Source organism: Streptomyces sp. NPDC001822, assembly GCF_042892135.1.
Lineage (GTDB): Bacteria > Actinomycetota > Actinomycetes > Streptomycetales > Streptomycetaceae > Streptomyces.
Map to the genome: position 1 here is coordinate 1 of NZ_JBIATW010000023.1, position 26087 is coordinate 26087.

Below are 26087 nucleotides of genomic sequence, written 5' to 3' on the forward strand. Positions count from 1 at the left end.
AGCTTCCTCGGCCCCTGCGGCTTCCGGCTCCCTCGGATCTCGAAATCCATCGCACCCCTTGAACTGGGGTGTTGCGACGATCCCTAGAACCCAAGCGCATCCGGCCGGGCCCTTCTCGTTTCCCCGCCACCGCACGCTCCCGGCCGCCCCCGGCCGCGGGGAGGGGCGGGCAGGGAGACGGGCCCCGCGCGCCCGAGGGCCGCACGGCAAAGGGCCGGGCCCCGGGGAAACCCCGGGGCCCGGCCCTTTGCCTGCCGACGGCTACGCGCTCAGCGAGCGCGTACCGATCAGTTGTCGTCCTCGTCGATGAGGAACCCGCGCATCGGCGACGGGGCCTGCTGCATCGGCTGCGGCGCCTGCGGCCGCACCGGTGCCATCGGCTGCGTCATCGCGGGCGACATCTGCTGCTGACCGCCGCCGTACGACGGGCCACCGCCCATCGACTGCTGGCCGCCACCCATCTGCTGGCCGCCGTGGCCACCGTGGGTGCCGCCCATGGTGTGCCCCATCGCACCCGCACCGGCCGGAGCCAGCGAGGGCGACGGCGGCAGTGAAGCGGCGGCGGGCGTCCGCGGCGGAGCCAGCGAGTCGTCGGCCTGGGTCTCCAGCTGACGCAGCTGGCTCTCCAGGTAGGACTTCAGACGGGTCCGGTACTCGCGCTCGAAGCCGCGCAGGTCCTCGACCTTGCGCTCCAGCGTCGCGCGGGCGGACTCCAGCGAGCCCATCGCCACGCGGTGCTTCTCCTGCGCGTCCCGCTCCAGGGCGTCCGCCTTGGCACGGGCGTCACGCTCGAGGCCCTCGGCACGGCTGCGCGCCTCGCCGACGATCTTGTTGGCCTCGGAACGGGCCTCCGCGATCGCCTGGTCGGCGGTCTGCTGGGCGAGGGAGAGGACTCGGGCGGCGCTGTCGCCGCCGGGGCCCTGACCGGGCTGCTGCATCTGCTGCGGCTGCATCTGCTGCTGCTGCATCTGCTGCATCTGCTGACCGCCCATGGGACCGCCCATCGGGCCGCCCATGGGACCGCCCTGCATCGGGCCGGGGCCGTGCGGGCCCTGCGGACCGGGGCCGTGGCCGCCCTGCGGACCGTGGCCACTGGGACCGGCAGGCAGCTGCGGTGCTCCACCGGGCAGCTGGGGGGGACCCATCTGCGGGGGCTGCTGCTGCTGTACCGGCGGACCAGATATGGCAGCGGGCACAGGCGCACCGGGCCGGTCCTGCTGCTCCGGCGGCTTGCGCATTCCCTGCTGCTGCTGGTTCTGCTGGTTCTGTGCGGCCGCACGCGTGGCGGCGGCCAGCTTGGCGCGCAGGTCCTCGTTCTCACGAAGCAGACGTGTCAGCTCCGATTCGACCTCGTCGAGGAAGGCATCGACCTCGTCCTCGTCATAGCCTTCTCGGAGGCGGACGGTCGTGAACTGCTTGTTCCGCACGTCCTCGGGGGTCAGCGGCATCTCTTCTTCACCTCTACGTAGTCGTCGGCAGTCGGCAAGACCGTATCGTTCACACGCTGCTCGCAAGCTTGCCCACGATGCTGAGCAGAATGTAGACGATGATCATCAGAACGAAGAAGGACAGGTCAAGTGCCACGCCCCCGAGACGCAACGGCGGTATGAACCGCCGCAGAAGCTTCAGCGGTGGATCGGTGACAGTGTAAGTGCCCTCGAGAACGACCACCATCGGCTTGCCTGGCTGCCATGACCGTGCGAACTGGAAGACGTAGTCCATGACCAGCCGGAAGATCAGCACGATGAGGAAACACATCAGCGCGATATAGACCACATCCAGTGCGACGCCCATGTCCCGCGGTTCCCTCTCCCCTGGCTCTCGTAGCCCCGGCCACCCGGCCGGTGTTTGTTCCCTGTGTTCTCAGCTCTGGTTGAAGAACCCGCCCTCTGCGATGCGGGCCTTGTCCTCCGCCGTGACATCGACGTTAGCAGGCGACAACAGGAACACCTTCTGCGTCACTCGTTCAATGCTCCCATGGAGACCGAAGACGAGTCCCGCGGCAAAGTCGACAAGTCGCTTCGCGTCCGTGTCGTCCATCTCCGTGAGATTCATGATCACCGGAGTGCCCTCACGGAAGTGTTCCCCGATGGTACGGGCCTCGTTATAGGTCCTGGGGTGCAGCGTGGTGATCCGGTAGGGCTCACGCTCGGACACGACCTTGGGCATGATCACCGGTGCGTTCTTCTCCATGTTCGGGCGTTCAGGTGTGATGGATGCCACGGGTGCGATTCGGGCGGGTCGTCCGCTTTCCGCCGGGAGCTGAACCGGCTCCCGAGGTGCGGGCGGCTGCACCGCTCGTACCGGTTCGTCCCGTTCCCGCTCCACCTGATGCGCGGGCTGGTGCCGCCGCCGGTCCCGCTCGGGCTCCGGCTCGGGTTCGAATTCGTCGTCGGGGTCGAACCCCGGACCGTCGTACCCATCGTCCTCCACGAGGCCGAGGTAGACCGCCATCTTGCGCATCGCGCCGGCCATGCTCCGAGTCCTCCGCTCTGTGGTGGATCGGCATTCGTGTCACCAAGTGCCCGAGATCCACTCCGGCCTGCCCGCCAAGGGCGGGAATGACCATATTTTCTGCTGTGGTCCGACTTGCTTCGCGACGTTACCCGAGCCGGGGTCGGACTCCGAGCACCGCCGTACCGACGCGTACATGTGTCGCTCCGGCCGCGACGGCGTCCTCGAGGTCCGCACTCATACCGGCGGACACCATGTTCGCAGCCGGATGGTTCGCGCGCAGCCTTGATGAGAATTCCATCAGCCGGTCGAACGCGGCCCGTTGCCGGCCCGCATAGGCCCCGGCGAGCGGGGCCACGGTCATCAGGCCGTCGAGCCTGAGACCCTGCGCGGCCCCGACCGCGGCCGCCAACTCCTCGACCCCGTCCGGCGCGACCCCGCCCCGGTCACCGCGTGCGCCGCTCTCGGCGTCCAGGGCGACCTGGATCAGGCAGCCGAGCTCGCGCCCGTCCGTCCCGGCGGCCGCCGAGAGCGCGTTGACGAGCTTCACCCGGTCCACGGACTGCACGACGTCCGCGTAACCGGCCACGGAACGGACCTTGTTGGTCTGGAGCTGCCCGACGAAATGCCAGGTGAGATCCAGATCCGCACACGCGGCCGCCTTCGGTGCCGCGTCCTGGTCGCGGTTCTCGGCGACGTGACGCACGCCGAGCCCGTGGAGGATGCGCACATCGCTCGCGGGGTACGTCTTGGTGACCACGATGAGGGTCACCTCTTCCCTGTCCCGGCCGGCCGAGGCACAGGCGGAGGCAATGCGTTCCTCCACCCGCGCCAGGTTCGCCGCGAGTTGGGCCCTGCGATCGGTGATGTCCATCAGTCCAACCAGACATATCCGGCGAGCCGACCCGTGGTGCGGTCGCGGCGGTACGAGAAGTGGTCGGCGGACTCCAGGGTGCAGAACGGCGAGACCTTCCGGTCACCGACACCGAGCTCGTCGAGCTGGGCATGGACTCCGGCCGTCACGTCGACCGCGGGTGTTCCCCAGCTGGTCGTGGACCACGCCGCCGGGACGGCCCCGGCGACATCGGCACGCATCTGCTCCGGCACCTCGTAGCACCGTCCGCAGACGGCGGGCCCGGTGTGCGCCACGATGCGGGACGGTTCCGCCCCGAGCGCGGTCATGGCCTCGATCACGGCCGGGACGACCCCGGCCACCAGGCCGGGCCGTCCCGCGTGGGCGGCCGCGACCACACCCGCCGTGGCATCGGCGAGCAGGACGGGCGTGCAGTCGGCGGTGAGCACCGCGAGCGCGAGTCCGCGCCGCGCCGTCACCACCGCGTCCACGGCGGGGATCTCCGAGGCGTCGCCCCAGGGGCCGTCGACGACGGCCACGTCCCGCCCGTGCACCTGGTTCATCCAGACGACACCGGCCGGGTCGAGCCCCAGGGCACGGGCCGCGCGTTCACGATTCGTGCGGACGGCGGCGGGGTCGTCGCCGACCGCACCGCCGAGGTTGAGCTCCGCGTACGGAGCGGCGCTCACTCCGCCCCACCTGTCGGTGAAGGCGAAATGGGCGCCGCCCGTCGAGGACTCCGCGGTCTTCACCGCGTCGTGCGGACCTATCACTTCAAGAAGTCCGGTACGTCCAGCTCTTCGGCCTGGCTGTCCTGGTAGGGACGGGCCGTGGGCACGTGCGGCGGGGAGACCGGCGGGAGCGAACTCTCGTTCGCCACCGGTACCGGCTCGGCCGGCGCCTTGGGCTCCTCGCGCGGGGGCACGGAACCCAGGCCGCTCGCCGGACGGGCCGGTTCGGCGGTCCGGGCCGGCGGGGCCGGCTCCTCGCGCTTGCCCGCGCCCGCCCCGAGGACGGTCTCCCGGCGGGCCGGCGGCTGGCCGCCGTCGAAGCCCGCGGCGATGACGGTGACCCGCACCTCGTCGCCCAGCGCGTCGTCGATGACCGCGCCGAAGATGATGTTCGCCTCCGGGTGGGCCGCCTCGCTCACCAGCTGGGCGGCCTCGTTGATCTCGAAGAGACCGAGGTCGCTGCCGCCGGAGATGGAGAGCAGGACACCGCGGGCGCCGTCGATGGACGCCTCCAGGAGCGGCGAGGAGATCGCCATCTCCGCCGCGGCGACCGCGCGGTCGTCGCCGCGGGCCGAGCCGATGCCCATGAGTGCCGATCCGGCCTCGGACATGACCGACTTGACGTCGGCGAAGTCGAGGTTGATCAGACCCGGGGTCGTGATGAGGTCGGTGATGCCCTGGACACCCGAGAGCAGCACCTGGTCGGCCGACTTGAAGGCGTCGAGCACGCTGACCTGGCGGTCCGAGATGGACAGCAGCCGGTCGTTGGGAATGACGATGAGGGTGTCGACCTCTTCGCGGAGTTCGGCGATGCCGTCCTCCGCCTGGTTCGCGCGCCGCCGGCCCTCGAAGGTGAACGGGCGGGTGACCACGCCGATCGTCAGGGCGCCCAGCGAGCGGGCGATGTTGGCGACGACGGGCGCGCCGCCGGTGCCGGTGCCGCCGCCTTCTCCGGCGGTGACGAAGACCATGTCGGCCCCCTTGAGGACCTCCTCGATCTCCTCACGGTGGTCCTCTGCCGCCTTACGACCGACGGCCGGGTTCGCCCCGGCGCCGAGGCCGCGGGTGAGTTCACGGCCGACGTCGAGCTTGACGTCGGCGTCGCTCATCAACAGTGCTTGCGCATCGGTGTTGATCGCGATGAACTCGACGCCCTTGAGACCGACCTCGATCATTCGGTTGATGGCATTGACACCACCGCCGCCGACACCGATGACCTTGATGACTGCGAGGTAGTTCTGCGGTGCTGCCACGTCGAAGGCCTCTCGCCTCGAGTTACGTGTCGTCGCTTCGCGGTAGTCCCGCCGCGACGACGGATGCCGATTGGGTCGGTCCGAACGCCGACCCAAACCCTAACGCTGAAGTTTAGGGTTACCAGTGTGTCTGCTTCTTGGACTCTTCCGAACAGGACACTAAGTCGACAAGTGGCGCACGTTCAACGAACACGCCGAACCTCCCGTTTTTCTTTTCACCCTATGTGATCACCCGTAGCGCTGACCAACCAGGGGGCTGGCCAGGCCAAACGTGCGTCAACTCTTGGACGCGGCAGGCGCGGTGGGAGCGCTCACGTCGAAGTGTCCCGCTTTGGGGGACGCTTTCATGAGAGCGGTGAGCACCCGCGCCTTGGCGGGCCCCTCCTCACTGCTGCCCCACATCACGGTGCGTTCACGGGTCAGCTTCAGGACGGTCGAGTCGTACGAGGTGATCCGCACGGATTCGGTCTCCCCTGCCACTTTTTCCGGGAGGTCCCCCGCGACGCGGACCGCCTCCCGCACCAGCCGGTCCGCGCCGAACCGGCGCAGGCCCGCCGAGCGTTCGGGCTCCAGCTCCAGCAGCGGCACGTGTCCGGGCGCTTCGTCCACCGTCGCGAACCGCACGCCTCCCGCGTCCACTTCGATGAACTTGCCGCCCTTTTCGACCAGCAGGACCGGCTTCCGTTCGGTCACTTTAAGGGCAATTCCGTGCGGCCATGACCGTACGACATCCACGGAGTCGATACGAGGCAGCTTCTGGCGCAACCGGTCCGCGATGGCACCCGTGTCGACGGAGACCAGGGGATCCCCGACCGGGGCCCCCGCGGCGGCCTCCACCTCGGCCCGGGTGAGGACCTCGGTCCCTGTGGTCGTCACCCGCTCCAGGCGCAGCCAGGACGACCCGTAGAGGACCCAGAGGATGCCGGCCGCGGTCAGCAGCACGCCGGCCGCGGCCAGGATCAGTCGCGTACGGCCTGTCAGCCGAGGCCCCTCCGGGCTGATGTGGGGCGGGCGGGCCGGGGTGTCGGCCCGCTCGGCCTCGCCGCGCTGGGCGGTCGTCGGTCCGGCCACGCTCGCTCCTTCGCCGGACCCGGGGCGCACGCCCCGGGCCCGCACCGCCTCACGCCTGACGGCGTGAGGCAATCGCCTCGTACACCATGCCGACGAGGAGGTCGTCGGCGTCCCGTCGCCCGAATTCCGCGGCCGCACGGGACATCTCGTACAGCCGGTGCGGATCCGAGAGCACCGGCAGGACGTTGCCCTGCACCCACTCGGGGCTCAGCGCCGCGTCGTCGACCAGCAGGCCGCCGCCCGCGTTGACCACCGGCTGGGCGTTGAGCCGCTGTTCGCCGTTGCCGATCGGCAACGGGACGTAGGCGGCGGGCAGCCCGACGGCGGTGAGCTCGGCGACGGTCATCGCGCCCGCACGGCAGAGCATCATGTCGGCAGCGGCGTACGCGAGATCCATCCGGTCCACGTACGGTACCGGGATGTAGGGCGGCATACCGGGCATGTTGTCGACGCGCGGCAGTTCGTTCTTCGGGCCGACCACGTGCAGGATCTGGATGCCCGAGCGCTGGAGCAGCGGCGCGATGCGCTGGACGACCTCGTTGAGGTGGCGCGCGCCCTGGGAGCCTCCGGAGACCAGCAGGGTCGGCAGGTTGGGGTCGAGGCCGAAGGCCGCCCGCGCTTCGGGGCGGACCCGGGCCCGGTCCAGGGTGGCGATCGTGCGCCGCAGCGGGATGCCGATGTAACGGGCACCCCGCAGCTTGCTGTCAGGGGTGGAGACGGCGACCCCCTGGGCGTAGCGGGAACCGATCTTGTTGGCCAGACCCGGCCTGGCGTTGGCCTCGTGCACGACGATCGGCACGCCCGCGCGCTTGGCCGCGAGGTAGCCGGGCAGGGCCACGTAGCCGCCGAAGCCGACGACGCAGTCCGCCTTGGTGCGCTCCAGGATCTGCTCGGCCGCCTTGATGGTGCCGCGCAGCCGCCCCGGGACGGTGATCAGTTCGGGCGTCGGCTTGCGCGGCAGCGGCACTGCGGGGATCAGTGCCAGGTCGTACCCCCGCTCGGGTACGAGCCTGGTCTCGAGTCCGCGTTCCGTGCCGAGGGCAGTGATTCCCACGGTCGGGTCCTGCCTCCGCAGGGCGTCTGCGAGGGCAAGCGCGGGCTCGATGTGCCCGGCGGTCCCCCCGCCGGCGAGTACGACATGCACCGAAATTCACCGCTCTCCGGACGGACGCTTCGTGACGCGCCGTCTCATCGTCTTCCATCTGACCCCGGGCCTCCGCATGGCCAGGGCCGCTCTCGCCGAGGGATCCTCCCGCGCGAAGGCGATCATGAGCCCTACCGCGAACATGGTCGGCAGCAGGGCCGAGCCCCCGTAGGAGAACAGGGGGAGCGGGACACCGGCGATCGGCAACAGACCGAGCACCGCACCGATGTTGATCACGGCCTGCGCCGTGATCCAGGTGGTCACGCCTCCCGCTGCGTACCTCACGAAGGGGTCCTCCGTGCGTCCGGCCACGCGGATACCCGCATAGCCTAGAGCCGCGAAGAGGGCCAGCACCGACAGCGTCCCCGCCAGGCCCAGTTCCTCCCCGGTGATGGCGAAGATGAAGTCGGTGTGAGGTTCGGGAAGTTGCCCCCATTTTTCCACACTCGCGCCGAGCCCGGAACCGAACCATCCGCCGGACGCGAGCGCGTAGATCCCGTGCACCGCCTGCCAGCAGGAGTCCCCGGGGCCGGGCTCGGAGGCGCCGATGCAGCCGAGCCGGGACATCCGGTTCGGGCTGGTCTTGATCAGCACGAAGCCGATGAGCACGGCGAAGGCCAGCACGCCGGCGAAGAGCCTGGTGGGGGCGCCCGCCAGCCAGAGCAGGCCGAAGAGGATCGCGGTGAGGATGATCGCCGTGCCCATGTCCCCGCCGAGCATGATCAGCCCGAGGAGCATGAAGGCGACGGGGACGAGCGGCACCAGCATGTGCTTCCACTGCGCCAGCAGCCGCTTGTCCTGTTTCCGGGCGAGCAGGTCGGCCCCCCACAGGATGAGGGCGAGCTTGCCGAACTCACTGGGCTGGAGCTGGAAGGGCCCGCCGAGGTAGATCCAGTTCTGGTTGCCGTTGACCGACATCCCTATCCCCGGCACCTGGACCAGGACCATCAGGAAGACCGTGCCCATGAGCAGCGGGTAGGCCAGCGCGCGGTGGAGTTTGACGGGCACCCTGGAGGCCAGCAGCAGCAGCCCCGACCCGATCACGGCGGCGATGAACTGCTTGCGGAAGAAGTACGTGCTGGGCCTGGACAGCTCCAGCGCCTTGATGCTCGACGCGGAGTAGACCATCACGAGGCCGAGGACGGTGATGAGCATCCCGGCACCGAGGATGAGGTAGTAGGCCGTCAGAGGGCGGTCCCAGGCCCTCCGTGCCCGCTCGAACGTCCGGCGCACGCCGAGGTCGCCGCGCGGCCGCGGCGGTGTGCTGCCGCCACGCGCCCCGCCACGGGGCGCCGGGGCCCTCCGGGGGCCGGCGGCGGGCCGGCTCCGCAGAGCGAGCCCTGGGGGCAGTCCCGGGCCCGTCGGCAGCGGTCCGGCGGACACCGGTGGAGTGTGCCCCCGGCCGGTCGCCGCGTTCCTGCATGAGCGGTCCGCACCGCGCGCGGCTGGGCTCTCGTCGGCCGGCATAGTCGCTGTCCCCTCCACTGCTCGTGCCCGGGGCCGCGGCCGGAGCGCCCGTGCCCACCGCCGGTGCCGCGTACCCCGGGTTCTCCGGGAGGGTACGGCGCGGCGGCCGGGCCCGTCAGGCGCTCTCGTCGGCGAGTTGGCGGACCGCGTCCGCGAACGCCTCGCCCCGCTTGTTGTAGTTGGCGAACATGTCCATCGAGGCGCAGGCCGGGGCCAGCAGCACGGTGTCACCCGGCACCGCCAGCCGTGCCGCTTCACGGACCGCCGCGGACATCGCCCCAGTGTCGGTCCGGTCGAGGTCGACCACCGGTACCTCGGGGGCGTGTCGCGCCAGGGCTTCACGGATCAGCGCACGGTCGGCGCCCATCAGCACGACGCCCCTCAGCCGCTTCGCCGCCCCGGTGACCAGTTCGTCGAAGGTGGCTCCCTTGGCCAGACCGCCGGCGATCCAGACGATCGGTTCGTAGGCGGCGAGGGACGCCTCGGCGGCGTGGGTGTTGGTGGCCTTGGAGTCGTCGATGTACGTGACGCCGGCCACGTCGGCGACGTGTTCGATGCGGTGGGCGTCCGGACGGAAGGCCCGCAGCCCGTCCCGTACGGCGGCGGGTTCCACGCCGAAGGCGCGGGCGAGCGCGGCGGCCGCCAGGGCGTTGGCGATGTTGTGCGGGGCCGGCGGGTTCACGTCGCCGACCTCGGCGAGCTCCTGGGCCTGCTTCTGCCGGTTCGCGACGAAGGCGCGGTCGACGAGGATGCCGTCGACCACACCGAGCTGGGAGGGCCCCGGTGTGCCGAGGGTGAAGCCGATCGCCCGGCAGCCCTCCTCGACGTCCGCCTCGCGCACGAGGTCCTCCGTCGCCCCGTCCTGCGCGTTGTAGACGCAGGCGACGGTGTTGCCCTCGTAGACCCGGCCCTTGTCGGCGGCGTAGCCCTCCATGGAGCCGTGCCAGTCCAGGTGGTCCGGGGCGAGGTTGAGCACGGCCGCCGAGTGGGCGCGCAGGGAGGGCGCCCAGTGCAGCTGGTAGCTGGAGAGCTCGACGGCGAGTACGTCGTACTCCTCGTCGCCGAGCACCGCGTCCAGCAGGGAGACGCCGATGTTGCCGACCGCCGCGGTGCGCAGGCCGGCCGCCTCCAGGATCGAGGCGAGCATCCGCACGGTCGTCGTCTTGCCGTTGGTGCCGGTGACCGCCAGCCACGGCGCGGCACCGGGGCCGCGCAGCCGCCAGGCGAGTTCGACGTCGCCCCAGACCGGGACACCCGCCTCGGCGGCCGCCAGGAAGAGCGGCTTGCCCGGCTTCCAGCCGGGGGCCGTGACCACGAGCTCGGTGGACTCGGGCAGGGTGTCGCCGTCCCCGAGGCGCACGGTGATTCCGAGCGCCTCCAGTTCGGCGGCCTGGGCGCGGGAGCGCTCGTCGTCGCCGTCGTTCACGACGGTGACGAGGGCGCCCCGCTCGTGCAGGGCGCGGGCGGCGGGGAGACCGCTGACCCCGAGCCCGGCGACCGTGACGCGCTTGCCCTGCCAGTCCACATCGCTCACTTCTTTGCTGCCCATCCCGCGTAGAAGAGGCCGAGTCCGACGATCACGCACATGCCCTGGATGATCCAGAAGCGGACCACCACAAGGACTTCGGACCACCCCTTGAGTTCGAAGTGGTGCTGGAGCGGCGCCATCCGGAAGACCCGCTTGCCGGTCATCTTGAACGAGCCGACCTGGATGACCACGGACATCGTGATCATCACGAAGAGGCCGCCGAGGAGGGCCAGCAGGAACTCCGTGCGGGAGCAGATGGCCAGACCGGCCAGCGCGCCGCCGAGGGCGAGGGAGCCCGTGTCACCCATGAAGATCTTCGCGGGCGAGGTGTTCCACCACAGGAAGCCGAAGCAGGCGCCCATCAGGGCCGAGGCGACGACCGCGAGGTCGAGTGGGTCTCTGACCTCGAAACAGGCCTGGGGGTTGGTCAGGGTGGTCGCGTTGGCGCAGGACTCCTGGAACTGCCACAGGCCGATGAAGGTGTACGCGCCGAAGACCATCACGGAGGCACCGGTGGCGAGACCGTCCAGACCGTCCGTCAGGTTCACGCCGTTCGACATGGCGAGAATCATGAACAGGGCCCAGACGCAGAAGAGGACCGGGCCGATCGACCAGCCGAAGTCCTCCACGAACGAGAGCCGGGTCGACGCGGGGGTGTTGCCCCGGGCGTCCGCGAACTGGAGCGAGAGCACCGCGAAGGCGATGCCGACGATCAGCTGGCCGGCCATCTTGGCCTTGGCCCGCAGACCCAGCGAGCGCTGCTTCACGATCTTGATGTAGTCGTCGAGGAAGCCGACGAGGCCCATCCCGGCCATCAGGAACAGCACGAGCACACCGGAGAAGCGCATCGGCTCGCCGGTGATCACCTTCGCCAGGACGTACGCGATGATCGTCGCCAGGATGAAGGCGATACCACCCATGGTGGGTGTGCCCTTTTTGCTGCCGTGGGTACGCGGGCCGTCGTCCCGGATGAACTGCCCGTAGCCCTTGCGGGCCAGAAGTTTGATCAGCAGCGGTGTGCCGACCAGCGTCAGGAAGAGCCCTATGGCCCCTGCGAAGAGGATCTGTCTCATCGGACGGCGACCTCGCCCTCGGTCGTCTCGAGCAGAGCCATGGCGACCTTCTCCAGGCCGACCGACCGGGACGCCTTCACCAGCACGACGTCTCCCGGGCGCAGTTCACTGCGCAACAGGTCGACGGCCGCCTGTGCGTCGGACACGTGCACCGACTCCTCACCCCACGAACCCTCGTTATATGCGCCCAGTTGCAGCCAGGAGGCTTCTGTCCCCCCGACAGCGACGAGCTTGCTGACGTTGAGCCGGACGGCGAGCCGTCCGACCGCGTCGTGCTCGGCGAGCGACGCGTCACCGAGCTCGGCCATCTGACCGAGCACCGCCCACGTACGCCCCCCTCCCGCCCGTCGGGCCTTGCCCATGGCGGCCAGCGCACGGAGTGCGGCTTTCATGGATTCGGGGTTCGCGTTGTAGGCGTCATTGACGACCGTCACACCGTCCGGACGCTCGGTGACCTCCATGCGCCAGCGGGAGAGGGTGCCCGCTCCGGAGAGCGCATCGGCGATCTCAGTCACGGACATGCCCAACTCATGGGCGACGGCGGCCGCGGCGAGCGCGTTCGACACGTGGTGCTCACCGTACAGGCGCAAGGTCACGTCGCTGCACCCGGTGGGTGTGTGGAGCGCGAAAGCGGGGCGGCCGTCGTCCGTGAGCCGCACGTTCTCTCCCCGTACGTCCGCTTCCGGGGCCTCTCCGAAGAGGATCACCCGGGCTTTTGTGCGGGAGGCCATGGCCCGTACCAGGGGGTCGTCGGCGTTGAGGACGGCGACTCCGTCCTCCGGGAGGACCTCGACGAGCTCGCCCTTGGCCTGCGCGATCGCCTCGCGGCTGCCGAACTCCCCGATGTGGGCGCTGCCCACGTTGAGCACCAGGCCGATCCGTGGTGGCGTCAGAGCGGCGAGGTACTGGATGTGGCCGATGCCCCGCGCGCCCATCTCGAGCACGAGGTGGCGCGTCTCGGCGGTCGCGCGCAGCGCGGTGAGCGGCAGGCCGATCTCGTTGTTGAGGGACCCCGGGGTCCACACGGTGGGCGCCTTGCGCTCCAGCAGCTGGGCGATGAGGTCCTTCGTGGACGTCTTGCCCGCCGAACCCGTGAGGCCGACGACGGTGGTGCCGAGGCGCTCCACGACGGCACGCGCGAGCGCGCCGAGTGCCGCCACGACGTCGTCGACGACGATCGCCGGGACTCCGACGGGGCGGGCGGCCAGCACGGCTGCCGCGCCCGCTTCGACGGCCCGTTGCGCGTAGTCGTGGCCGTCGACGCGCTCGCCGGCGAACGCGGCGAAGAGGGAGCCCTGCCGCACCTCCCGGGAGTCGATGACGACGGGGCCGGTGACGGTGACGGACGGGTCCGGGACGTCGTGCGGCTGCCCGCCGACGATTCCGGCGATCTCGGCGAGGGAAAGGGCGATCACTTGGTCATCCCTGACTGTTGTTCTCGTGGGTGTGTGCGCGGGCTTCGGGGGCGGGCGTGCGCCCCAGGGAACGCTCGATGGCCTCGCGCAGGATCTTGCGGTCGTCGAAGGGGCGGACCACTCCGTGGATGTCCTGGCCCTGCTCGTGGCCCTTCCCGGCCACCAGCACGGTGTCACCGGGCTCGGCGCGGGCGACCGCCGCCGCGATGGCCGCGGCCCGGTCGGCGTCGACGAGCACGTCCCCGCGCTCGTGGACGGGCACCTCGGCGGCTCCGGAGAGCATCGCGGCGAGGATGGCGAGCGGGTCCTCGGAGCGGGGGTTGTCGGAGGTCAGCACGGCGGTGTCGGCGAGCCGTGCCGCCGCCGCGCCCATCGGGCCCCGCTTGGTCGTGTCGCGGTCGCCGCCGCAGCCGAGCACGATGTGCACCCGGCCCTCGGTGACCTTCCGCAGGGAGCGCAGGACGGACTCGACGGCGTCGGTCTTGTGCGCGTAGTCCACGACCGCGAGGTAGGGCTGGCCGGCGTCGACGCGTTCCAGCCTTCCGGGTACGCCGGGGACGGCGGCGACGCCGTCGGCGGCGATCTGCGGGTCCACACCGGCGGCGGCCAGGGTCACGATCGCGGCGAGGGTGTTGGCCACGTTGAACGGCCCGGGGAGCGGCGCCCTGGCCGTGATGCGCTCACCCTTGGGGCCGATCACGGTCAAGGTGCTGTCCTGGGGCCCGACTTCGACGTCTTCGGCCCGCCAGTCGGCGTCCGGGTGGCCCTCGGCGGAGAAGGTGACGACCGGGATGGACGCCTCGTCGACGAGCCTGCGGCCGTACTCGTCGTCGAAGTTGACCACGCCGAGCCTGCTGCGCTGCGGGGTGAACAGCTGCGCCTTGGCCTGGAAGTAGTCCTCCATGCCGGAGTGGAACTCCATGTGCTCCGGGCTGAGGTTGTTGAACACGGCGACGTCGAAGACGCAGCCGTCGACCCGGCCGAGGACCAGGGCGTGGCTGGAGACCTCCATGGCGACCGCCTCGACGCCCCGTTCGCGCATGACGGCGAAGAGGGCCTGGAGGTCGGTGGCCTCGGGGGTGGTGCGCTCGGACTTGATGCGTTCGTCGCCGATCCGCATCTCCACGGTGCCGATCAGTCCGGTGCTGCGTCCGGCGCCGCGCAGCCCGCCCTCGACGAGATAGGCCGTGGTGGTCTTGCCGGACGTGCCGGTGATGCCGATCTGGAGCAGTCCGGCGCCCGGCCGCCCGTAGATCTCCGCGGCGAGGTCGCCCATCCGGCCGCGCGGGTTCTCGGTCACGAGGACCGGGAGGCCGGTGGCGGCGGCGCGCTCGGCGCCCGACGGGTCGGTGAGGATCGCGGCCGCTCCGAGGCCCGCGGCCTGGGCCGCGAAGTCGGCGCCGTGGAGGCGGGCACCGGGCAGGGCCGCGTACACGTCCCCCGGACGGACCGCCCGGGAGTCGTGGGTGATGCCGGTGACCTCTCCGGCGTCCTGCGGTCCGGCACCGAGCCGGGCTGCCAGCTCTCCGAGGGACGTCGGCCGCAGCCGGTCCGGTCGGGGCGCTCCCGGGTAGTTCACAGGCGCGTCCTTCTGAGTGGTTTGGAACTGATCAGCGTGGGGCACGGCGGTGAGCGTACCGGGCGGACCCGGCCTCTCGCGAAGTGAGGGGCCGGGGTTGCGGAACTTCTCGTTCCGGTTCCCGGGATCGGGGGTGATGGTCGTCACTGGGGCTCCCCGAGTCACTCGCCGGGTTCGAAGGAGACCGGAAGCCGTGCGGGATCGCTGCCGGACGGCGCGGTCTGGAGGGTCTTGAGGGCGAACTCCATGACCTTCTTGTAGATCGGTCCGCAGATCTGGCCGCCGAAGTAGCTGCCCCGGGTGGGGTTCTGGATGGCGCAGTAGACGGCGATCTGCGGGTCGTCGGCGGGGGCGAAGCCGGCGAAGGAGGCGGTGTAGCCCTTGTAGACGCCGCGTACGGGATCCACACGGTTGGCCGTGCCCGTCTTGCCCGCGACCCGGTAGCCCTGGATGTGCGCCTTGACGCCGGTGCCCTCCCGGTCGTCCACCACGGACTCCAGCATCTTCGCCAGGGTCCTGGCGGTCTTCTCGCTGACCACCCGGGTGCGCTTCGGCGCCTCGGACGCCGTGTAGCGGCCTTCGCCGTCCTTGCTCCCGCGCACCAGGGTCGGCTCGATCCGGACCCCGCCGTTGGCGATGGTCTGGTAGACGGACGCGGCCTGCATGGCGTTGAGCGAGAGCCCCTGGCCGAAGGGGATCGTGAACTGCTGGGAGGTCGACCAGTCCTGCGGCTTGGCGAGGATGCCCGGGGACTCGCCCGGGTAGTCGAGGCCCGTGACGCTGCCGATGCCGAATTTGCGCAGGTAGGAGTGCAGGACCTTGTTGGCCTCGCCCTGGGTCTTCCCGAGCTGGCCGGTGGCCAGGATGGTGCCGATGTTGCTCGACTTCGCGAGTACGCCGTTGAGCGTGAGATACCAGGTGGGGTGGTCGATGTCGTCCCTGAAGAGCCGGTCGCCGCGGTGCAGCCGGTTGGGCACGGTCACGTGCGTACCGGGTGTGGCGACCCCTTCCTCCAGCACCGCGGCCATGGACATGACCTTGCTCGTGGAGCCGGGCTCGTAGACGTCCTGGAGCGCCGCGTTGCCGAGGGCGGTGGAGTCGCTGCGCGTGAGGTCGTTCGGGTCGTAACCGGGGGCGTTCGCCATGGCCAGGACCTCGCCGGTCTTCGTGTTCTGCACGATCACGTAGCCGCGGTCCGCCTTCGACTTCTCGACCTGGTCCGCCATGGCCCGCTGGGCGGCCCACTGGATGTCGCGGTCGATCGTCAGCTCGACGTCGGTGCCGGCGACCGCCGGGATCTCCTTGGATCCCGCGGTCGGCACGCGGCGCCCGTTGGCCTGGGCGTACCGGATCTTGCCGTCCTCGCCCTGGAGCCGCTTGTTCAGCTGTGCCTCCAGGCCGCCGCCGCCCTTGCCCTCGGCGTTGACGAAGCCCAGTATCCCGGCGGCCAGATCCCCGTTCGGGTAGACCCGCTTGGTCGTCGGCTCCTGGAGGACCCCGGCCAGTACGTTCGCACCGGGACCGCCCTTCGCCCTGTCCTCGGCGGCCTTCTCCGCGAAGACCGTCTTGAGGTCCTTGATCTGCTTCCAGACCTGGGGGGTCTGCCGCCGTGCCAGGACGGTGTAGCGGCTCCTGGGGGCGGAGAGCTTCTTCGCGAGCTCGGCGGCGTCCTCGTCGAGGATGGGCGCGAGGAGGGCCGCCGCCTGCTGCGGCGCGTCCGGGGCCTTGCTCTCCTCGGGGGTGAAGAGCTTCGGGTCGGCGGTGATGTCGTGGGCGTCCACGCTGGTGGCCAGGGCGATGCCGCTGCGGTCGGTGATCTCGCCGCGCTCGGCGGCGATCGTGTACTCGAGGTAGCGGTTCTTCTGGGCCATGGCCGAGTAGGCGCCGGCGTCCACGGCCTGGACCTGGAGCAGCCGCACGACGAAGGCCAGCATGACGAGGGTGAGGCACAGGCTGATCAGGCGCAGCCGGGGACGCGGGCTGCCGAGGCGGATGGACTGCTGGGAGCCGCCCCGCCGCTTCGTGACGGCCGGACGCCGGGTGCGCCGCGCCTCGGGGCGTACGGCCGGGCGCGGACGGCCGGATCCGGACGCGTTACGGGAGCGCGCGGGGCCGGGCACACGTCGGCGCGGCGGTTCCTTGGACGGCACTGCGTCACCTGCCGGGGCTGATCGGGGGCGAAGTCGTCGGTGTCTGCGTCGCCGGGGCCGCCGAGTCCGGGGCCGGCGGCGGGGGCGAGGAGCCGGCCGGGGTAGGGAGGGCCGTCGGGCCGGGCTCGCTCTTCGTCGGTGCCGGGACCGGGACGGTGACGGGCGAGGGATCGGCCGTGGCCCGTTCGCGCACTCCGCGCACGCTGCCGTCGGGGTTCAGGAAGGCGGGGCTGCCGCCCGGGACCATGCCGAGCTCCCTGGCCCTGCGTTCCAGGGCGTCGGGCTCGGAGTAGCTGTCGACGCCGCGCTGCAGGGCCTGCTGCTCGTCGGTGAGCTCGGTGGTCTCCCGCTTCAGCTTGCTCAGCCTGAACGATCCCTCGTTGAGCGCCGAGTTGAGCAGCAGCAGCGAGATCAGGCCACCGGCGAGCAGGAGCACGACCAGGAGGACGAAAGGGGTCCGGGCGGCGGTGCTCGGCCCCGACGGCATGAGCCGGGCGAGCCGGCCCGCTCGCCCCTTCGCCTGCTCGGCCGTCCTGGTCACCGCTGCGCCACCGGTCCTCCCGGCGTGCGGCGGGTCGTACGGGAACCGCTCATCGCTCCTCCTCCCGGATCCGCTGGGCGCCTCGTAGCCGGGCGGGGGCGGCGCGCCTGTTCTCGGCCACCTCCTCCTCGGTGGGCAGTTCGGCTCCGCGGGTCAGCAGCTTCAGACGGGGCTGGTAACGCTCGGGGACCACGGGCAGTCCGGGCGGCGCCGTGTTCGCGGCACCGGCCGCGAACACCTGCTTGACCAGCCGGTCCTCCAGGGAGTGGTAGGACAGGACGGCGATCCGGCCGCCGACGGCGAGACTGCCGACCGCCGCCGGAACGGCCCGCTCCAGCACGGTGAGTTCGCCGTTGACCTCGATCCGCAGCGCCTGGAAGGTGCGCTTGGCCGGGTTGCCGCCGGTGCGCTTGGCGGCCTGCGGCAGGGAGTCCCTGATCAGCTCCACGAGGCGGGCGCTGTTGCTGAAGGGCTCCTTCTCGCGTTCGCGCACGACGGCCGAGACGATTCTCTTGGCCTGCTTCTCCTCGCCGTACGCACGCAGGATCCTGACCAGTTCGCCCGGCGGGTAGGTGTTGAGCACCTCGGCCGCGCCGATTCCGGTCGTCTGGTCCATGCGCATGTCGAGCGGAGCGTCCTGCGCGTAGGCGAACCCGCGGTCGGCCTCGTCCAGCTGCATCGAGGAGACGCCCAGGTCGAAGAGGACGCCCTGGACCTTCGGGATCCCCAGCCGGTCGAGCACGTCGGGGAGTTCGTCGTAGACGGCGTGCACCAGGGTGGCGCGGTCGCCGTAGGGGGCGAGGCGTTCGCCGGAGAGCCGCAGCGCCTCCTTGTCGCGGTCCAGGGCGATCAGCCGGACGTCCGGAAAGGCGGCGAGCAGCGCCTCGCTGTGCCCGCCGAGCCCGAGGGTGCAGTCCACGACGACCGGGGGCGCTCCCCCCGGGCCCGTCGCCTCCAGAGCCGGGGCCAACAGGTCCAGGCATCGCTGGAGCATCACCGGGACGTGGCGGGTCTGGCTCAAAGCGCCCTCTCAGGCTCTGTCCCGTGACGGCCGCACGTGCGGTCTGGTCCCCGCCCGCTCGGAAGGGGAGGTCTGCCGGCGCCGGGGAAGGAGGCGTCGGCCGACCGCGAGCGGGCAAGGGCCGGGCCGCATGTACGCCGCACATCACGGGAACGCGAAAACATGTAGAAATATGCAGAATGTGCAGGCGTGTCGGTAACTTCGCGTCACTTTAGTCCACCCTGCCATCCGATCCATTCCGGATCAACGAACCGGTGCAGCGCGTGGCGGCACCGCGACGTCACCCGGCCGGGTCCGTGCGTATGAGTCTTGTGGGTTACCTCACAACACGACTCGTTGACGCTCTTTGTCCCGCCCCGCAGCACGCCACGAACGAATGTGGCCGCTAACGTCATCACCATGTCGACTTCTGCGCAGTCTCCCGCCGAGACCGATTCCTCCGTCGCACGGTCCGGAGGGACCGTCACCGACCGGCTCGTCGAACTGAACGGCCGTTACGCCGAGGCGTTCACCGACCCGGGCATGGACGCGCGGCCGGTGCTGCACGTGGCCGTGGTCGCGTGCATGGACGCCCGCCTCGATCTCCACGCCGCCCTCGGCCTCGAACTCGGCGACTGCCACACCATCCGCAACGCGGGCGGTGTGGTGACCGACGACGTCATCCGGTCGCTGACCATCAGCCAGCGGGCGCTCGGCACCCGCAGCGTCGTCCTCATCCACCACACGAACTGCGGCCTCGAGTCGCTGACCGAGGGTTTCCGGCAGGAGCTGGAGCTCGAGGTCGGCCAGCGCCCGGTCTGGGCGGTGGAGGCCTACTCCGACGCCGACCAGGACGTGCGGCAGTCGATGCAGCGCGTGCGCACCTCGCCGTTCCTCCTGCACACGGACGACATCCGCGGCTTCGTCTTCGACGTGAAGACGGGCAGGCTGCGCGAGATCCTCCCCGCGTCCTGAGCTCCTCCCGCCCCGACATACGGACCACATCCGGCATACCGCCCTCAGTTGTCCACAGGCGAGTGACACGAAGCGGTAACGGCAACAAGAATGCGGGTGTGACATCTCTCCGGGTCCTCCGGAGGGTGTCCGTATCTCGGGGCGGGCCGGGCAGTCCTGTGCCGCCGTCCGTGCACAAGGGCCGAGGAGGGCCGGGTGACGACCTATGACGATCGAGCGAGCCTCACAGATCTGACGACCACCGTGGAGCGGGTGCGCAGGTCGGTCGAAGGTGTGATCGAGGGCAAGCCTGAGGTCGTGCGGCTTTCTCTGACCGTGCTGCTGGCCGAGGGGCACCTCCTGATCGAGGACGTGCCCGGGGTCGGCAAGACGATGCTGGCCAAGGCGCTGGCACGTTCCATCGACTGCTCGGTGCGCCGTATCCAGTTCACTCCCGACCTGCTGCCCTCGGACATCACCGGGGTGTCGATCTTCGATCAGCAGCGGCGGGACTTCGAGTTCAAACCGGGGGCGATCTTCGCCCAGATCGTGATCGGCGACGAGATCAACCGCGCCTCGCCGAAGACGCAGTCGGCGCTCCTGGAGTCGATGGAGGAGCGCCAGGTCACCATCGACGGCCACACCTACGAACTGCCCGACCCCTTCATGGTCGTGGCCACCCAGAACCCGGTGGAGATGGAGGGCACCTACCCGCTGCCCGAGGCCCAGCGCGACCGGTTCATGGCACGGGTGTCGATCGGCTACCCCAGCGCGGAGGCCGAGCTCCAGATGCTCGACGTCCACGGCGGGGCCTCACCGCTGGACGACCTGCAGCCGGTGGCGCACGCGCACGACATCGTGAAGCTGATCGAAGCGGTGCGCACGGTCCACGTCGCCGAGTCCGTCCGGCGGTACGCCGTGCAGCTGGTGGCGGCGACCCGGCAGCACGCGGACCTCAGACTCGGGGCGTCCCCGCGGGCCACGCTGCACCTGCTGCGGGCGGCCAAGGCCTCGGCCGCCCTGGCCGGGCGGGACTACGCCCTCCCGGACGACGTCCAGGCGCTCGCCGTCGCGGTGCTCGCCCACCGTCTCCTGCCCACGGCGCAGGCCCAGCTCAACCGCCGTACCGCCGAGCAGGTCGTGCTGGACATCCTGCAGCGCACTCCGGTGCCGACGTCGGGCGGCGTGGCCGCGCCGGCACAGCCGCAGCACCGGCCCGGCAGCCCGGTGTTCGGCGGGCAGCCCGGCGCGCGGCGGCTGTGATGGCGGCCGGGATCCCCGGTCCGGTGGAGAACGGCGACGACAAGGGCGGCCTGCGAGCGGCTCTGGGCGGACTCACGACCCGGGGCCGGTCCTTCCTGGCGGCCGGTGTCGCGGCGGCCGCCTGCGCCTACGTGCTGGGCCAGGGTGACCTCCTGCGGGTCGGCCTGCTGCTGGCCGTGCTGCCCCTGATCTGCGTCACCGTGCTCCACCGCACCCGCTACCAGGTGTCGGGCAGTCGGCGGCTGTCGCCCTCCCGGGTGCCGGTCGGCTCGGAGGCACGGGTCCATCTGCGGATGGACAACGTGTCCCGGCTGCCCACCGGTCTGCTGATGCTCCAGGACAGCGTTCCGTACGTACTGGGCCCCCGGCCCCGCTTCGTGCTGGACCGCGTGGAGGCGGGCGGTGTGCGGGAGGTGTCCTACCGCGTCCGGTCCGACCTGCGCGGGCGCTACCCGCTGGGTCCGCTGCAGCTGCGGCTCAGCGACCCGTTCGGGATGTGCGAGCTGACCCGTTCCTTCGGCGCCTACGACACCCTCGTGGTCATCCCCCGCACCGTGCCCCTCTCCCCGCTGCGGCTGACCGGGGAGGCCTCGGGCTACGGCGACGGGAGACAGAGGTCGTCGGCGCTGGCGGGCGAGGACGACCTCATCCCGCGCGGCTACCGGCACGGGGACGACATGCGCCGGGTGCACTGGCGGTCCACCGCGCGCTACGGCGAGCTGATGGTGCGTCGTGAGGAACAGCCGCAGCGGGCCAGGTGCACGGTCCTGCTGGACACCCGGCGGATCGCCTACCAGGACGCCGGACCGGACTCCGCCTTCGAGTGGGCGGTGTCCGGGGCCGCCTCCGTGCTGGTGCACATGCTGGAGCGCGGCTTCGCCGTGCGTCTGCTGACCGACGACGGACACGCGGTGCCGGACGGGAGCGGCGACGGCTTCGCCGGATCGACGCAGGACTCCGCCGACTCCGCGGGCCTGATGATGGACACCCTCGCGGTCGTCGACCACTCCGACGGGGGCGGGCTCTCCCGCGCGCACGACGTGCTGCGCGGCACGAACGAGGGACTTCTGGTGGCGTTCTTCGGTGATCTCGACGAGGAACAGGCGGCAATGGCGGCCCGGATGCGACAGCGCAGCCGCGGGGCCGTCGCCTTCGTGCTGGACGGCGACGACTGGGCGCACGGCCGGGCGGCGGTCTCCCACGCACCGGACTCCGGCCGCCTGCGGCTGCTGCGCGAGGCGGGGTGGACGGTGGTGCCCGTGCCGCCCGGGGCCGGACTCCCGCAGCTGTGGCAGCAGGCCGGCCGGCAGCGCTACGACGCGCACGCCGCGGCCGGCCCGTCGGCGGGATTCCCGGAGGACCGGTCATGAGCGGACGTACCCGGCTGGCGCTGTGCGCCTTCGCGGCCACGATGATGGCGGCGGGCGCCCTGCTGCCCCTGGTCGAGCCCTCGAAATGGGTCCTGCAGGCCGCCTTCCTGGTGGCGCTCCAGACCGGCGTGGGCACGCTCGCCCGCCGGATGTCGCTCGCCCGGATCCTGACGGTCTCGCTCCAGGTGCTCGCCACCCTGGTGTCGCTCACCGTGGCCTTCGCGCGGGACCAGGCCCTGTTCGGTGTGCTGCCCGGCCCCGAGGCGGTCCGGCGGCTCGCCGAACTGCTCACCGAGGGCGGGGACGACGTCAGCCGGTACGCGATTCCCGCACCGGCGACGGACGGCATCCGGCTGATGCTGATCGGCGGTGTGCTGCTGATCGGGCTGGCGGTGGACGTCCTCGCGGTGACCTTCCGTGCCGCCGCCCCGGCCGGGCTGCCGCTCCTCGCGCTCTACTCGGTCGCCGCGGGGCTGTCGGACGGCGGGGCGGGGTGGCTCTGGTTCCTGCTCGCGGCGTGCGGCTATCTGCTGCTCCTGCTCGCCGAGGGCCGGGACCGGCTGTCCCGGTGGGGGCGCGTGTTCGGCGGTGTGTCCCGTACGTCGGGGGGCCTGGCGGCAGGTCTGGAGGGACCGGGGAGAGCCATGGCCCCGGTCCGGACGGGCCGGCGCATCGGCGCGGTGGCCCTCGGGGTGGCGCTGGCCGTTCCCGCGGCGCTGCCGGCGCTGGACGGCGGGCTCCTGGGCGGCACGGGCGGTGCGTCGGGGCGGGGCAGCGGCGGAGGCACGATCTCCGCGGTCAACCCGCTGGTGTCCCTGCAGAACAACCTGAACCAGCCGGAGAACCGGGAGGTGATCTCCTATCGGTCCAATGCCGCCGATCCGCAGGACTTCTACCTCCGCATCCTGGCCCTGGACCAGTTCAGCGGGGGTGAGTGGCGCCCGTCCACCCGCAAGCTGACGGACGTCCCGGACAGGCTGCCGCAGCCGGCAGGGCTGGGCCAGGACGTCACGGTCACCGAGGTCAGGACCAACTTCTCCGCGTCGCGTTCCTACGCGCAGACGTATCTGCCGCTCCCCTACCCGGCGAGCGAGGTGGACGTCCGGGGCCGCTGGAGGTTCGAACCGGAGGGGCGCACCCTCGTCGGTGACGACGGCCAGACGACGCGCGGTGCCCGGTACGAGGTGAGCAGCCTGGTCGTCGAGCCGACGGCCGCGCAGCTCGCCGACGCCCTGGCGCCGCCGTCGGACCTGCTGGGCGAGTACACCCGGGTCCCCCGTTCGCTGCCGGACGTCGTCGCCAGGACGGCGAAGCGGGTGACCGAGGGTGCCTCGGGAGACTACGAAGCGGCCGTGAAGCTGCAGGACTGGTTCGCCTCCGGGGGCGGTTTCCGCTACGACACGACGGTGACGTCGGGTACCGGCACCGCGGCCATCGAGCGGTTCCTGAAGGACAAGGAGGGCTTCTGCGTCCACTTCTCCTCCACGATGGCCGCGATGGCGAGGACTCTCGGCATCCCGGCCCGGGTCGCGGTGGGTTTCACCCCCGGCACCGTCCAGGCGGACGGCTCCGTGTCGGTGGGCCTTCGGGACGCGCACGCCTGGCCCGAGCTGTACTTCCAGGGGGTGGGCTGGACCCGCTTCGAGCCGACTCCCTCGCGGGGCAGCACCCCGTCCTACACCCGGCCCGACGCTCCCACACAGGACCCGAGCGATCCGACGGCTCCGACGGAGAGCTCGTCCGTGGCACCGACGGCCGCCCCCACGGCCTCGGAATCCTGCCCGGTTCAGTTGCGCCGCGAGGGTGAGTGCGGTGCTTCCGCTGCTGCCGGGGCGTTGGATTCCGGCGGCTCGGGTGCCGGGGGCGCAGGGGCGGCTCTGTGGGGGCTCGGCGTTCTGCTGGTGCTCACGGTCCCGTTCCTGCCGATGTTCTGGCGGCTGCGGCTCCGCACCCGGCGGCTCGGCCACTCGGAGGGACGTACTCCGGCGGACGCCACCGCCCGGGTCATGGCCGTGTGGCGCGAGATGACCGACACGGCCTGGGATCACGGCATCGCGCCGGATGATTCGCAGACCCCCCGGAAGGCCGCGGCACGCCTCGTGCGGCTGGGCGGCATCGACCCCGCGGCTGCCGCGGCAGCCCATCGGGTGGCCGGGGCCGTGGAACAGGTGCTGTACGCACCCGAGCCCCGGCCCGCGGACGGATCCGCCGAGGACGTCCGGGCGGTACGGGCAGGGCTGTGGGCGGCGGCAGGGCGATGGGGCAGGCTGCGGGCGACGCTGGCGCCGCGTTCCGCCGTTCGGGTGATATGGGCCGTGTCCGAACGCAGGGCGGAAATCGGCCGGCTCTGGTCCGACCGGGTGGGGCGCGCCGGCTGGGCCGCCAGGCTGCGCCGTCCGTCACGCCAGGAGGGCTGACCCGAGGGCTGACCCGGAAGGCCGGCCCCCTGCCGGGGGCCCCTTGCCCGGGGGTCCGGGGTCCGAAGAGGGGCTCTCCCCTCTTCGGACCCCGGGTGCGGCGCGGCCGTGCTCGGACTCCCAGGAGGCCGCCGGAATCCGCCGTGTGGCTCTGGCCACTCTCTTCTGCCGCCCGCGTACCCGTGGGGAAACGCGTGAGGGGCGGCCGCAGTCTGCGGCCGCCCCTCACTGTGAGGTCCAGCGTCAAGTTCTCGTCGTGTGCGGTCCGCGTCCGGGCACAGCGGCTAGAGCCACCGGCCGGAGAGCGGAGAGCTCACTGGCCCTGTTCGTCGCGGCGGCGCTGCCACCGCTGTTCGATCCGGTTCATCATGGACCGGCGCTGCCTGGGGTGTCGGCTTTCGCCTCCGCCCCCGCTCGCGTTCCCGGCCGGCTGCTGCTCACCGGGCTTGGGCGCTTTACGCCACCCGGTGACCGCCAGCACGGCGCAGCCCAGCATGACGAGGAATCCCGCCACGCTGACCCAGGTCTGCTGGAAGACCATTCCGGCCATGAGGAGCGCGATACCCACCAGAAAACCGGCCACCGCCTGGTAGACCCGTCGCCGGGTGTACCTGCGCAGCCCGCTTCCCTCAAGCGCTGTAGCGAACTTGGGATCTTCGGCGTACAGCGCTCGCTCCATCTGCTCGAGCATTCGCTGCTCGTGCTCCGAGAGCGGCACGGGATCCTCCTCGTCGTCGGCCGCGGGGGCGACCGGTATGCGGCCCTTCCAGGATAGGCAGGGATTCGCCCCCGTGAAACCCGCCCTCTAGCCATAGCCAGTCCGGACCGCCATGTCGGCTCGGCTGCTGAGGCGTAGATTCCCCGACCTCCGATCCGTCATGCCGGATGGTGTCACCCGATCATACGGGGCCCGCGGCCCGATGGGAGGTTCTGAGCCGTACTCCGTCTGCAGCTGCGTTGCTGATCAGCCGTGCTCCGGTCGCTCCACGGCCCGGTCCGGGCGGGGTCCCCGTCCGGCTCAGGCGCGCTTCTCCCCCAGAACGTGCAGCTGGGTCGCCACCGAGTGGAACGCCGGCAGCTCCGCGACGGCCGCCTCCAGCCTGAGCAGCTCCTCCATCGCGCCCGGCTCGGTGTCCACGAGCACGCCCGGGACGAGGTCGGAGAAGACGCGCACGCCGTGGACGGAGCCGACCTCCATGCCGGCGTCCGCGACGAGTCCGGCGAGCTGGTCGGCGGTGAACCTGCGGGGCACGGGGTCACCGTCGCCCCAGCGGCCGGCGGGGTCCGTCAGCGCCGTGCGGGCCTCGGCGAAGTGTCCGGCGAGCGCCCTGGCCAGGACGGCTCCGCCGAGGCCGGCGGCGAGGAGGCTGAGCGCTCCGGACGGGCGCAGTGCCTCCACCGCGTTCCGCACGCCCTCGGCGGGGTCGTCGACGTACTCCAGGACGCCGTGGCACAGCACCGCGTCGTAGCCCGCGCGGTCGACGACCTCGAACAGGCCGAGGACGTCGCCCTGGACACCGCGGACCCTGTCGGCGACCCCCGCCTCGTCCGCGCGGCGCTCCAGGGCGAACAGCGCGTTGGGGCTGGGGTCGACGACCGTCACCCGGTGGCCGAGCCGGGCGACGGGCACCGCGAAGTTGCCGGTGCCTCCGCCGGTGTCCAGCACGTCCAGGGCTCCCCTGCCGGTCGCCTTGACCCGGCGCTCCAGGGCGTCCCTGAGGACGTCCCAGACCACGGCGGTACGGAGTGAGGCGCGGGGGCGCAGCTGGTCCGACACGGCAGTTGACTCCTCGGCACGGTGCCGCCACGGACGGCGGACCGTGA

General features: G+C 71.5%; 22 protein-coding genes. 4 read left to right on the forward strand and 18 right to left on the reverse strand.

The window, feature by feature from the left end; translation table 11 throughout:
- Window positions 1–287 precede the first annotated feature (287 nt).
- From ACFYY2_RS33130 to rsmH, 16 genes are all read right to left on the reverse strand, one after another.
- A complete protein-coding gene (locus tag ACFYY2_RS33130; protein WP_388750002.1) occupies window positions 288–1448 on the reverse strand; it encodes a DivIVA domain-containing protein in 1161 nt (386 codons plus the stop codon).
- 49 nt (window positions 1449–1497) lie between these two features.
- A complete protein-coding gene (locus ACFYY2_RS33135) occupies window positions 1498–1794 on the reverse strand; it encodes a YggT family protein (protein ID WP_327119496.1) in 297 nt (98 codons plus the stop codon).
- Between the two features lie 69 nt (window positions 1795–1863).
- Window positions 1864–2475: a cell division protein SepF gene (locus ACFYY2_RS33140; protein ID WP_327119494.1), complete on the reverse strand. Its 612-nt coding sequence runs from the start codon at window positions 2473–2475 to the stop codon at window positions 1864–1866.
- Between the two features lie 127 nt (window positions 2476–2602).
- Window positions 2603–3322: a YggS family pyridoxal phosphate-dependent enzyme gene (locus ACFYY2_RS33145; RefSeq protein WP_388750183.1), complete on the reverse strand. Its 720-nt coding sequence runs from the start codon at window positions 3320–3322 to the stop codon at window positions 2603–2605.
- 5 nt (window positions 3323–3327) lie between these two features.
- Window positions 3328–4080 (reverse strand): peptidoglycan editing factor PgeF, encoded by a 753-nt coding sequence (pgeF, locus tag ACFYY2_RS33150; RefSeq protein WP_388750005.1) that lies wholly within the window; start codon window positions 4078–4080, stop codon window positions 3328–3330.
- On the reverse strand, window positions 4077–5291 hold the full coding sequence (gene ftsZ / locus ACFYY2_RS33155) for a cell division protein FtsZ (RefSeq protein ID WP_388750007.1): 1215 nt from the start codon (window positions 5289–5291) through the stop codon (window positions 4077–4079). The genes pgeF and ftsZ overlap by 4 nt, the downstream gene beginning before the upstream one ends.
- A 276-nt stretch (window positions 5292–5567) precedes the next feature.
- Window positions 5568–6362, reverse strand: coding sequence for a cell division protein FtsQ/DivIB (locus tag ACFYY2_RS33160; RefSeq protein WP_388750010.1), 795 nt, complete (start codon window positions 6360–6362; stop codon window positions 5568–5570).
- Window positions 6363–6411: 49 nt separating this feature from the next.
- Entirely contained in the window at window positions 6412–7506 is a 1095-nt protein-coding gene (murG, locus tag ACFYY2_RS33165; protein WP_388750013.1) for an undecaprenyldiphospho-muramoylpentapeptide beta-N-acetylglucosaminyltransferase, read from the reverse strand.
- A 6-nt stretch (window positions 7507–7512) separates the two neighbouring features.
- The gene (gene ftsW, locus ACFYY2_RS33170; RefSeq protein WP_388750015.1) at window positions 7513–8973 is read right to left on the reverse strand and encodes a putative lipid II flippase FtsW; all 1461 of its coding nucleotides are present in this window, start codon (window positions 8971–8973) and stop codon (window positions 7513–7515) included.
- A 115-nt stretch (window positions 8974–9088) separates the two neighbouring features.
- Window positions 9089–10522, reverse strand: a complete 1434-nt coding sequence (gene murD / locus ACFYY2_RS33175; RefSeq protein ID WP_388750018.1) for a UDP-N-acetylmuramoyl-L-alanine--D-glutamate ligase — start codon at window positions 10520–10522, stop codon at window positions 9089–9091.
- Window positions 10504–11574 carry a phospho-N-acetylmuramoyl-pentapeptide-transferase gene (gene mraY / locus ACFYY2_RS33180; RefSeq protein ID WP_388750021.1) on the reverse strand — a complete coding sequence of 357 codons (1071 nt, stop codon included), beginning with the start codon at window positions 11572–11574 and terminating at the stop codon, window positions 10504–10506. The genes murD and mraY overlap by 19 nt, the downstream gene beginning before the upstream one ends.
- The gene (gene murF, locus ACFYY2_RS33185; protein ID WP_388750024.1) at window positions 11571–12989 is read right to left on the reverse strand and encodes a UDP-N-acetylmuramoyl-tripeptide--D-alanyl-D-alanine ligase; all 1419 of its coding nucleotides are present in this window, start codon (window positions 12987–12989) and stop codon (window positions 11571–11573) included. Before murF ends, mraY begins: the two co-directional genes overlap by 4 nt.
- Before the next feature lie 4 nt (window positions 12990–12993).
- Window positions 12994–14715, reverse strand: a complete 1722-nt coding sequence (locus tag ACFYY2_RS33190; RefSeq protein ID WP_388750027.1) for a UDP-N-acetylmuramoyl-L-alanyl-D-glutamate--2,6-diaminopimelate ligase — start codon at window positions 14713–14715, stop codon at window positions 12994–12996.
- A 14-nt stretch (window positions 14716–14729) separates the two neighbouring features.
- Complete coding sequence (locus tag ACFYY2_RS33195; RefSeq protein WP_388750029.1) at window positions 14730–16718, reverse strand: peptidoglycan D,D-transpeptidase FtsI family protein; 1989 nt, start codon at window positions 16716–16718, stop codon at window positions 14730–14732.
- Between the two features lie 4 nt (window positions 16719–16722).
- Window positions 16723–17259, reverse strand: a complete 537-nt coding sequence (locus ACFYY2_RS33200; protein WP_388750032.1) for a septum formation initiator family protein — start codon at window positions 17257–17259, stop codon at window positions 16723–16725.
- Between the two features lie 49 nt (window positions 17260–17308).
- Window positions 17309–18280 carry a 16S rRNA (cytosine(1402)-N(4))-methyltransferase RsmH gene (gene rsmH / locus ACFYY2_RS33205; protein ID WP_388750035.1) on the reverse strand — a complete coding sequence of 324 codons (972 nt, stop codon included), beginning with the start codon at window positions 18278–18280 and terminating at the stop codon, window positions 17309–17311.
- Window positions 18281–18679: 399 nt separating this feature from the next.
- On the opposite strand from rsmH, the gene ACFYY2_RS33210 reads away from it, so the two are divergent.
- The 4 genes from ACFYY2_RS33210 to ACFYY2_RS33225 all read left to right on the forward strand — a co-directional run bounded on the left by ACFYY2_RS33210 (window position 18680) and on the right by ACFYY2_RS33225 (window position 24263).
- Window positions 18680–19234 (forward strand): beta-class carbonic anhydrase, encoded by a 555-nt coding sequence (locus tag ACFYY2_RS33210; protein WP_388750037.1) that lies wholly within the window; start codon window positions 18680–18682, stop codon window positions 19232–19234.
- A 195-nt stretch (window positions 19235–19429) separates the two neighbouring features.
- On the forward strand, window positions 19430–20476 hold the full coding sequence (locus ACFYY2_RS33215; RefSeq protein ID WP_388750040.1) for an AAA family ATPase: 1047 nt from the start codon (window positions 19430–19432) through the stop codon (window positions 20474–20476).
- On the forward strand, window positions 20476–21846 hold the full coding sequence (locus ACFYY2_RS33220) for a DUF58 domain-containing protein (RefSeq protein ID WP_388750043.1): 1371 nt from the start codon (window positions 20476–20478) through the stop codon (window positions 21844–21846). The genes ACFYY2_RS33215 and ACFYY2_RS33220 overlap by 1 nt, the downstream gene beginning before the upstream one ends.
- Window positions 21843–24263: a transglutaminaseTgpA domain-containing protein gene (locus tag ACFYY2_RS33225; RefSeq protein ID WP_388750046.1), complete on the forward strand. Its 2421-nt coding sequence runs from the start codon at window positions 21843–21845 to the stop codon at window positions 24261–24263. The genes ACFYY2_RS33220 and ACFYY2_RS33225 overlap by 4 nt, the downstream gene beginning before the upstream one ends.
- Before the next feature lie 313 nt (window positions 24264–24576).
- Here ACFYY2_RS33225 and ACFYY2_RS33230 read toward each other — a convergent pair whose 3' ends face one another.
- Together ACFYY2_RS33230 and ACFYY2_RS33235 are read right to left on the reverse strand one after the other, a co-directional pair.
- Window positions 24577–24981, reverse strand: coding sequence for a DUF3040 domain-containing protein (locus ACFYY2_RS33230; protein WP_327119462.1), 405 nt, complete (start codon window positions 24979–24981; stop codon window positions 24577–24579).
- A gap of 300 nt (window positions 24982–25281) precedes the next feature.
- Entirely contained in the window at window positions 25282–26040 is a 759-nt protein-coding gene (locus tag ACFYY2_RS33235; protein WP_388750048.1) for a methyltransferase, read from the reverse strand.
- Window positions 26041–26087: the final 47 nt, after the last annotated feature.

Bases quoted from the DNA above. Each gene is read 5' to 3' on its own strand.
- ACFYY2_RS33220 (WP_388750043.1), top strand. From the start codon at position 20,476: ATGGCGGCCGGGATCCCCGGTCCGGTGGAGAACGGCGACGACAAGGGC.
- ACFYY2_RS33130 (WP_388750002.1), bottom strand. From the start codon at position 1,448: ATGCCGCTGACCCCCGAGGACGTGCGGAACAAGCAGTTCACGACCGTC.
- ACFYY2_RS33135 (WP_327119496.1), bottom strand. From the start codon at position 1,794: ATGGGCGTCGCACTGGATGTGGTCTATATCGCGCTGATGTGTTTCCTC.
- mraY (WP_388750021.1), bottom strand. From the start codon at position 11,574: ATGAGACAGATCCTCTTCGCAGGGGCCATAGGGCTCTTCCTGACGCTG.
- ftsW (WP_388750015.1), bottom strand. From the start codon at position 8,973: ATGCCGGCCGACGAGAGCCCAGCCGCGCGCGGTGCGGACCGCTCATGC.
- ACFYY2_RS33225 (WP_388750046.1), top strand. From the start codon at position 21,843: ATGAGCGGACGTACCCGGCTGGCGCTGTGCGCCTTCGCGGCCACGATG.
- murD (WP_388750018.1), bottom strand. From the start codon at position 10,522: ATGGGCAGCAAAGAAGTGAGCGATGTGGACTGGCAGGGCAAGCGCGTC.
- ACFYY2_RS33140 (WP_327119494.1), bottom strand. From the start codon at position 2,475: ATGGCCGGCGCGATGCGCAAGATGGCGGTCTACCTCGGCCTCGTGGAG.
- ACFYY2_RS33210 (WP_388750037.1), top strand. From the start codon at position 18,680: ATGTCGACTTCTGCGCAGTCTCCCGCCGAGACCGATTCCTCCGTCGCA.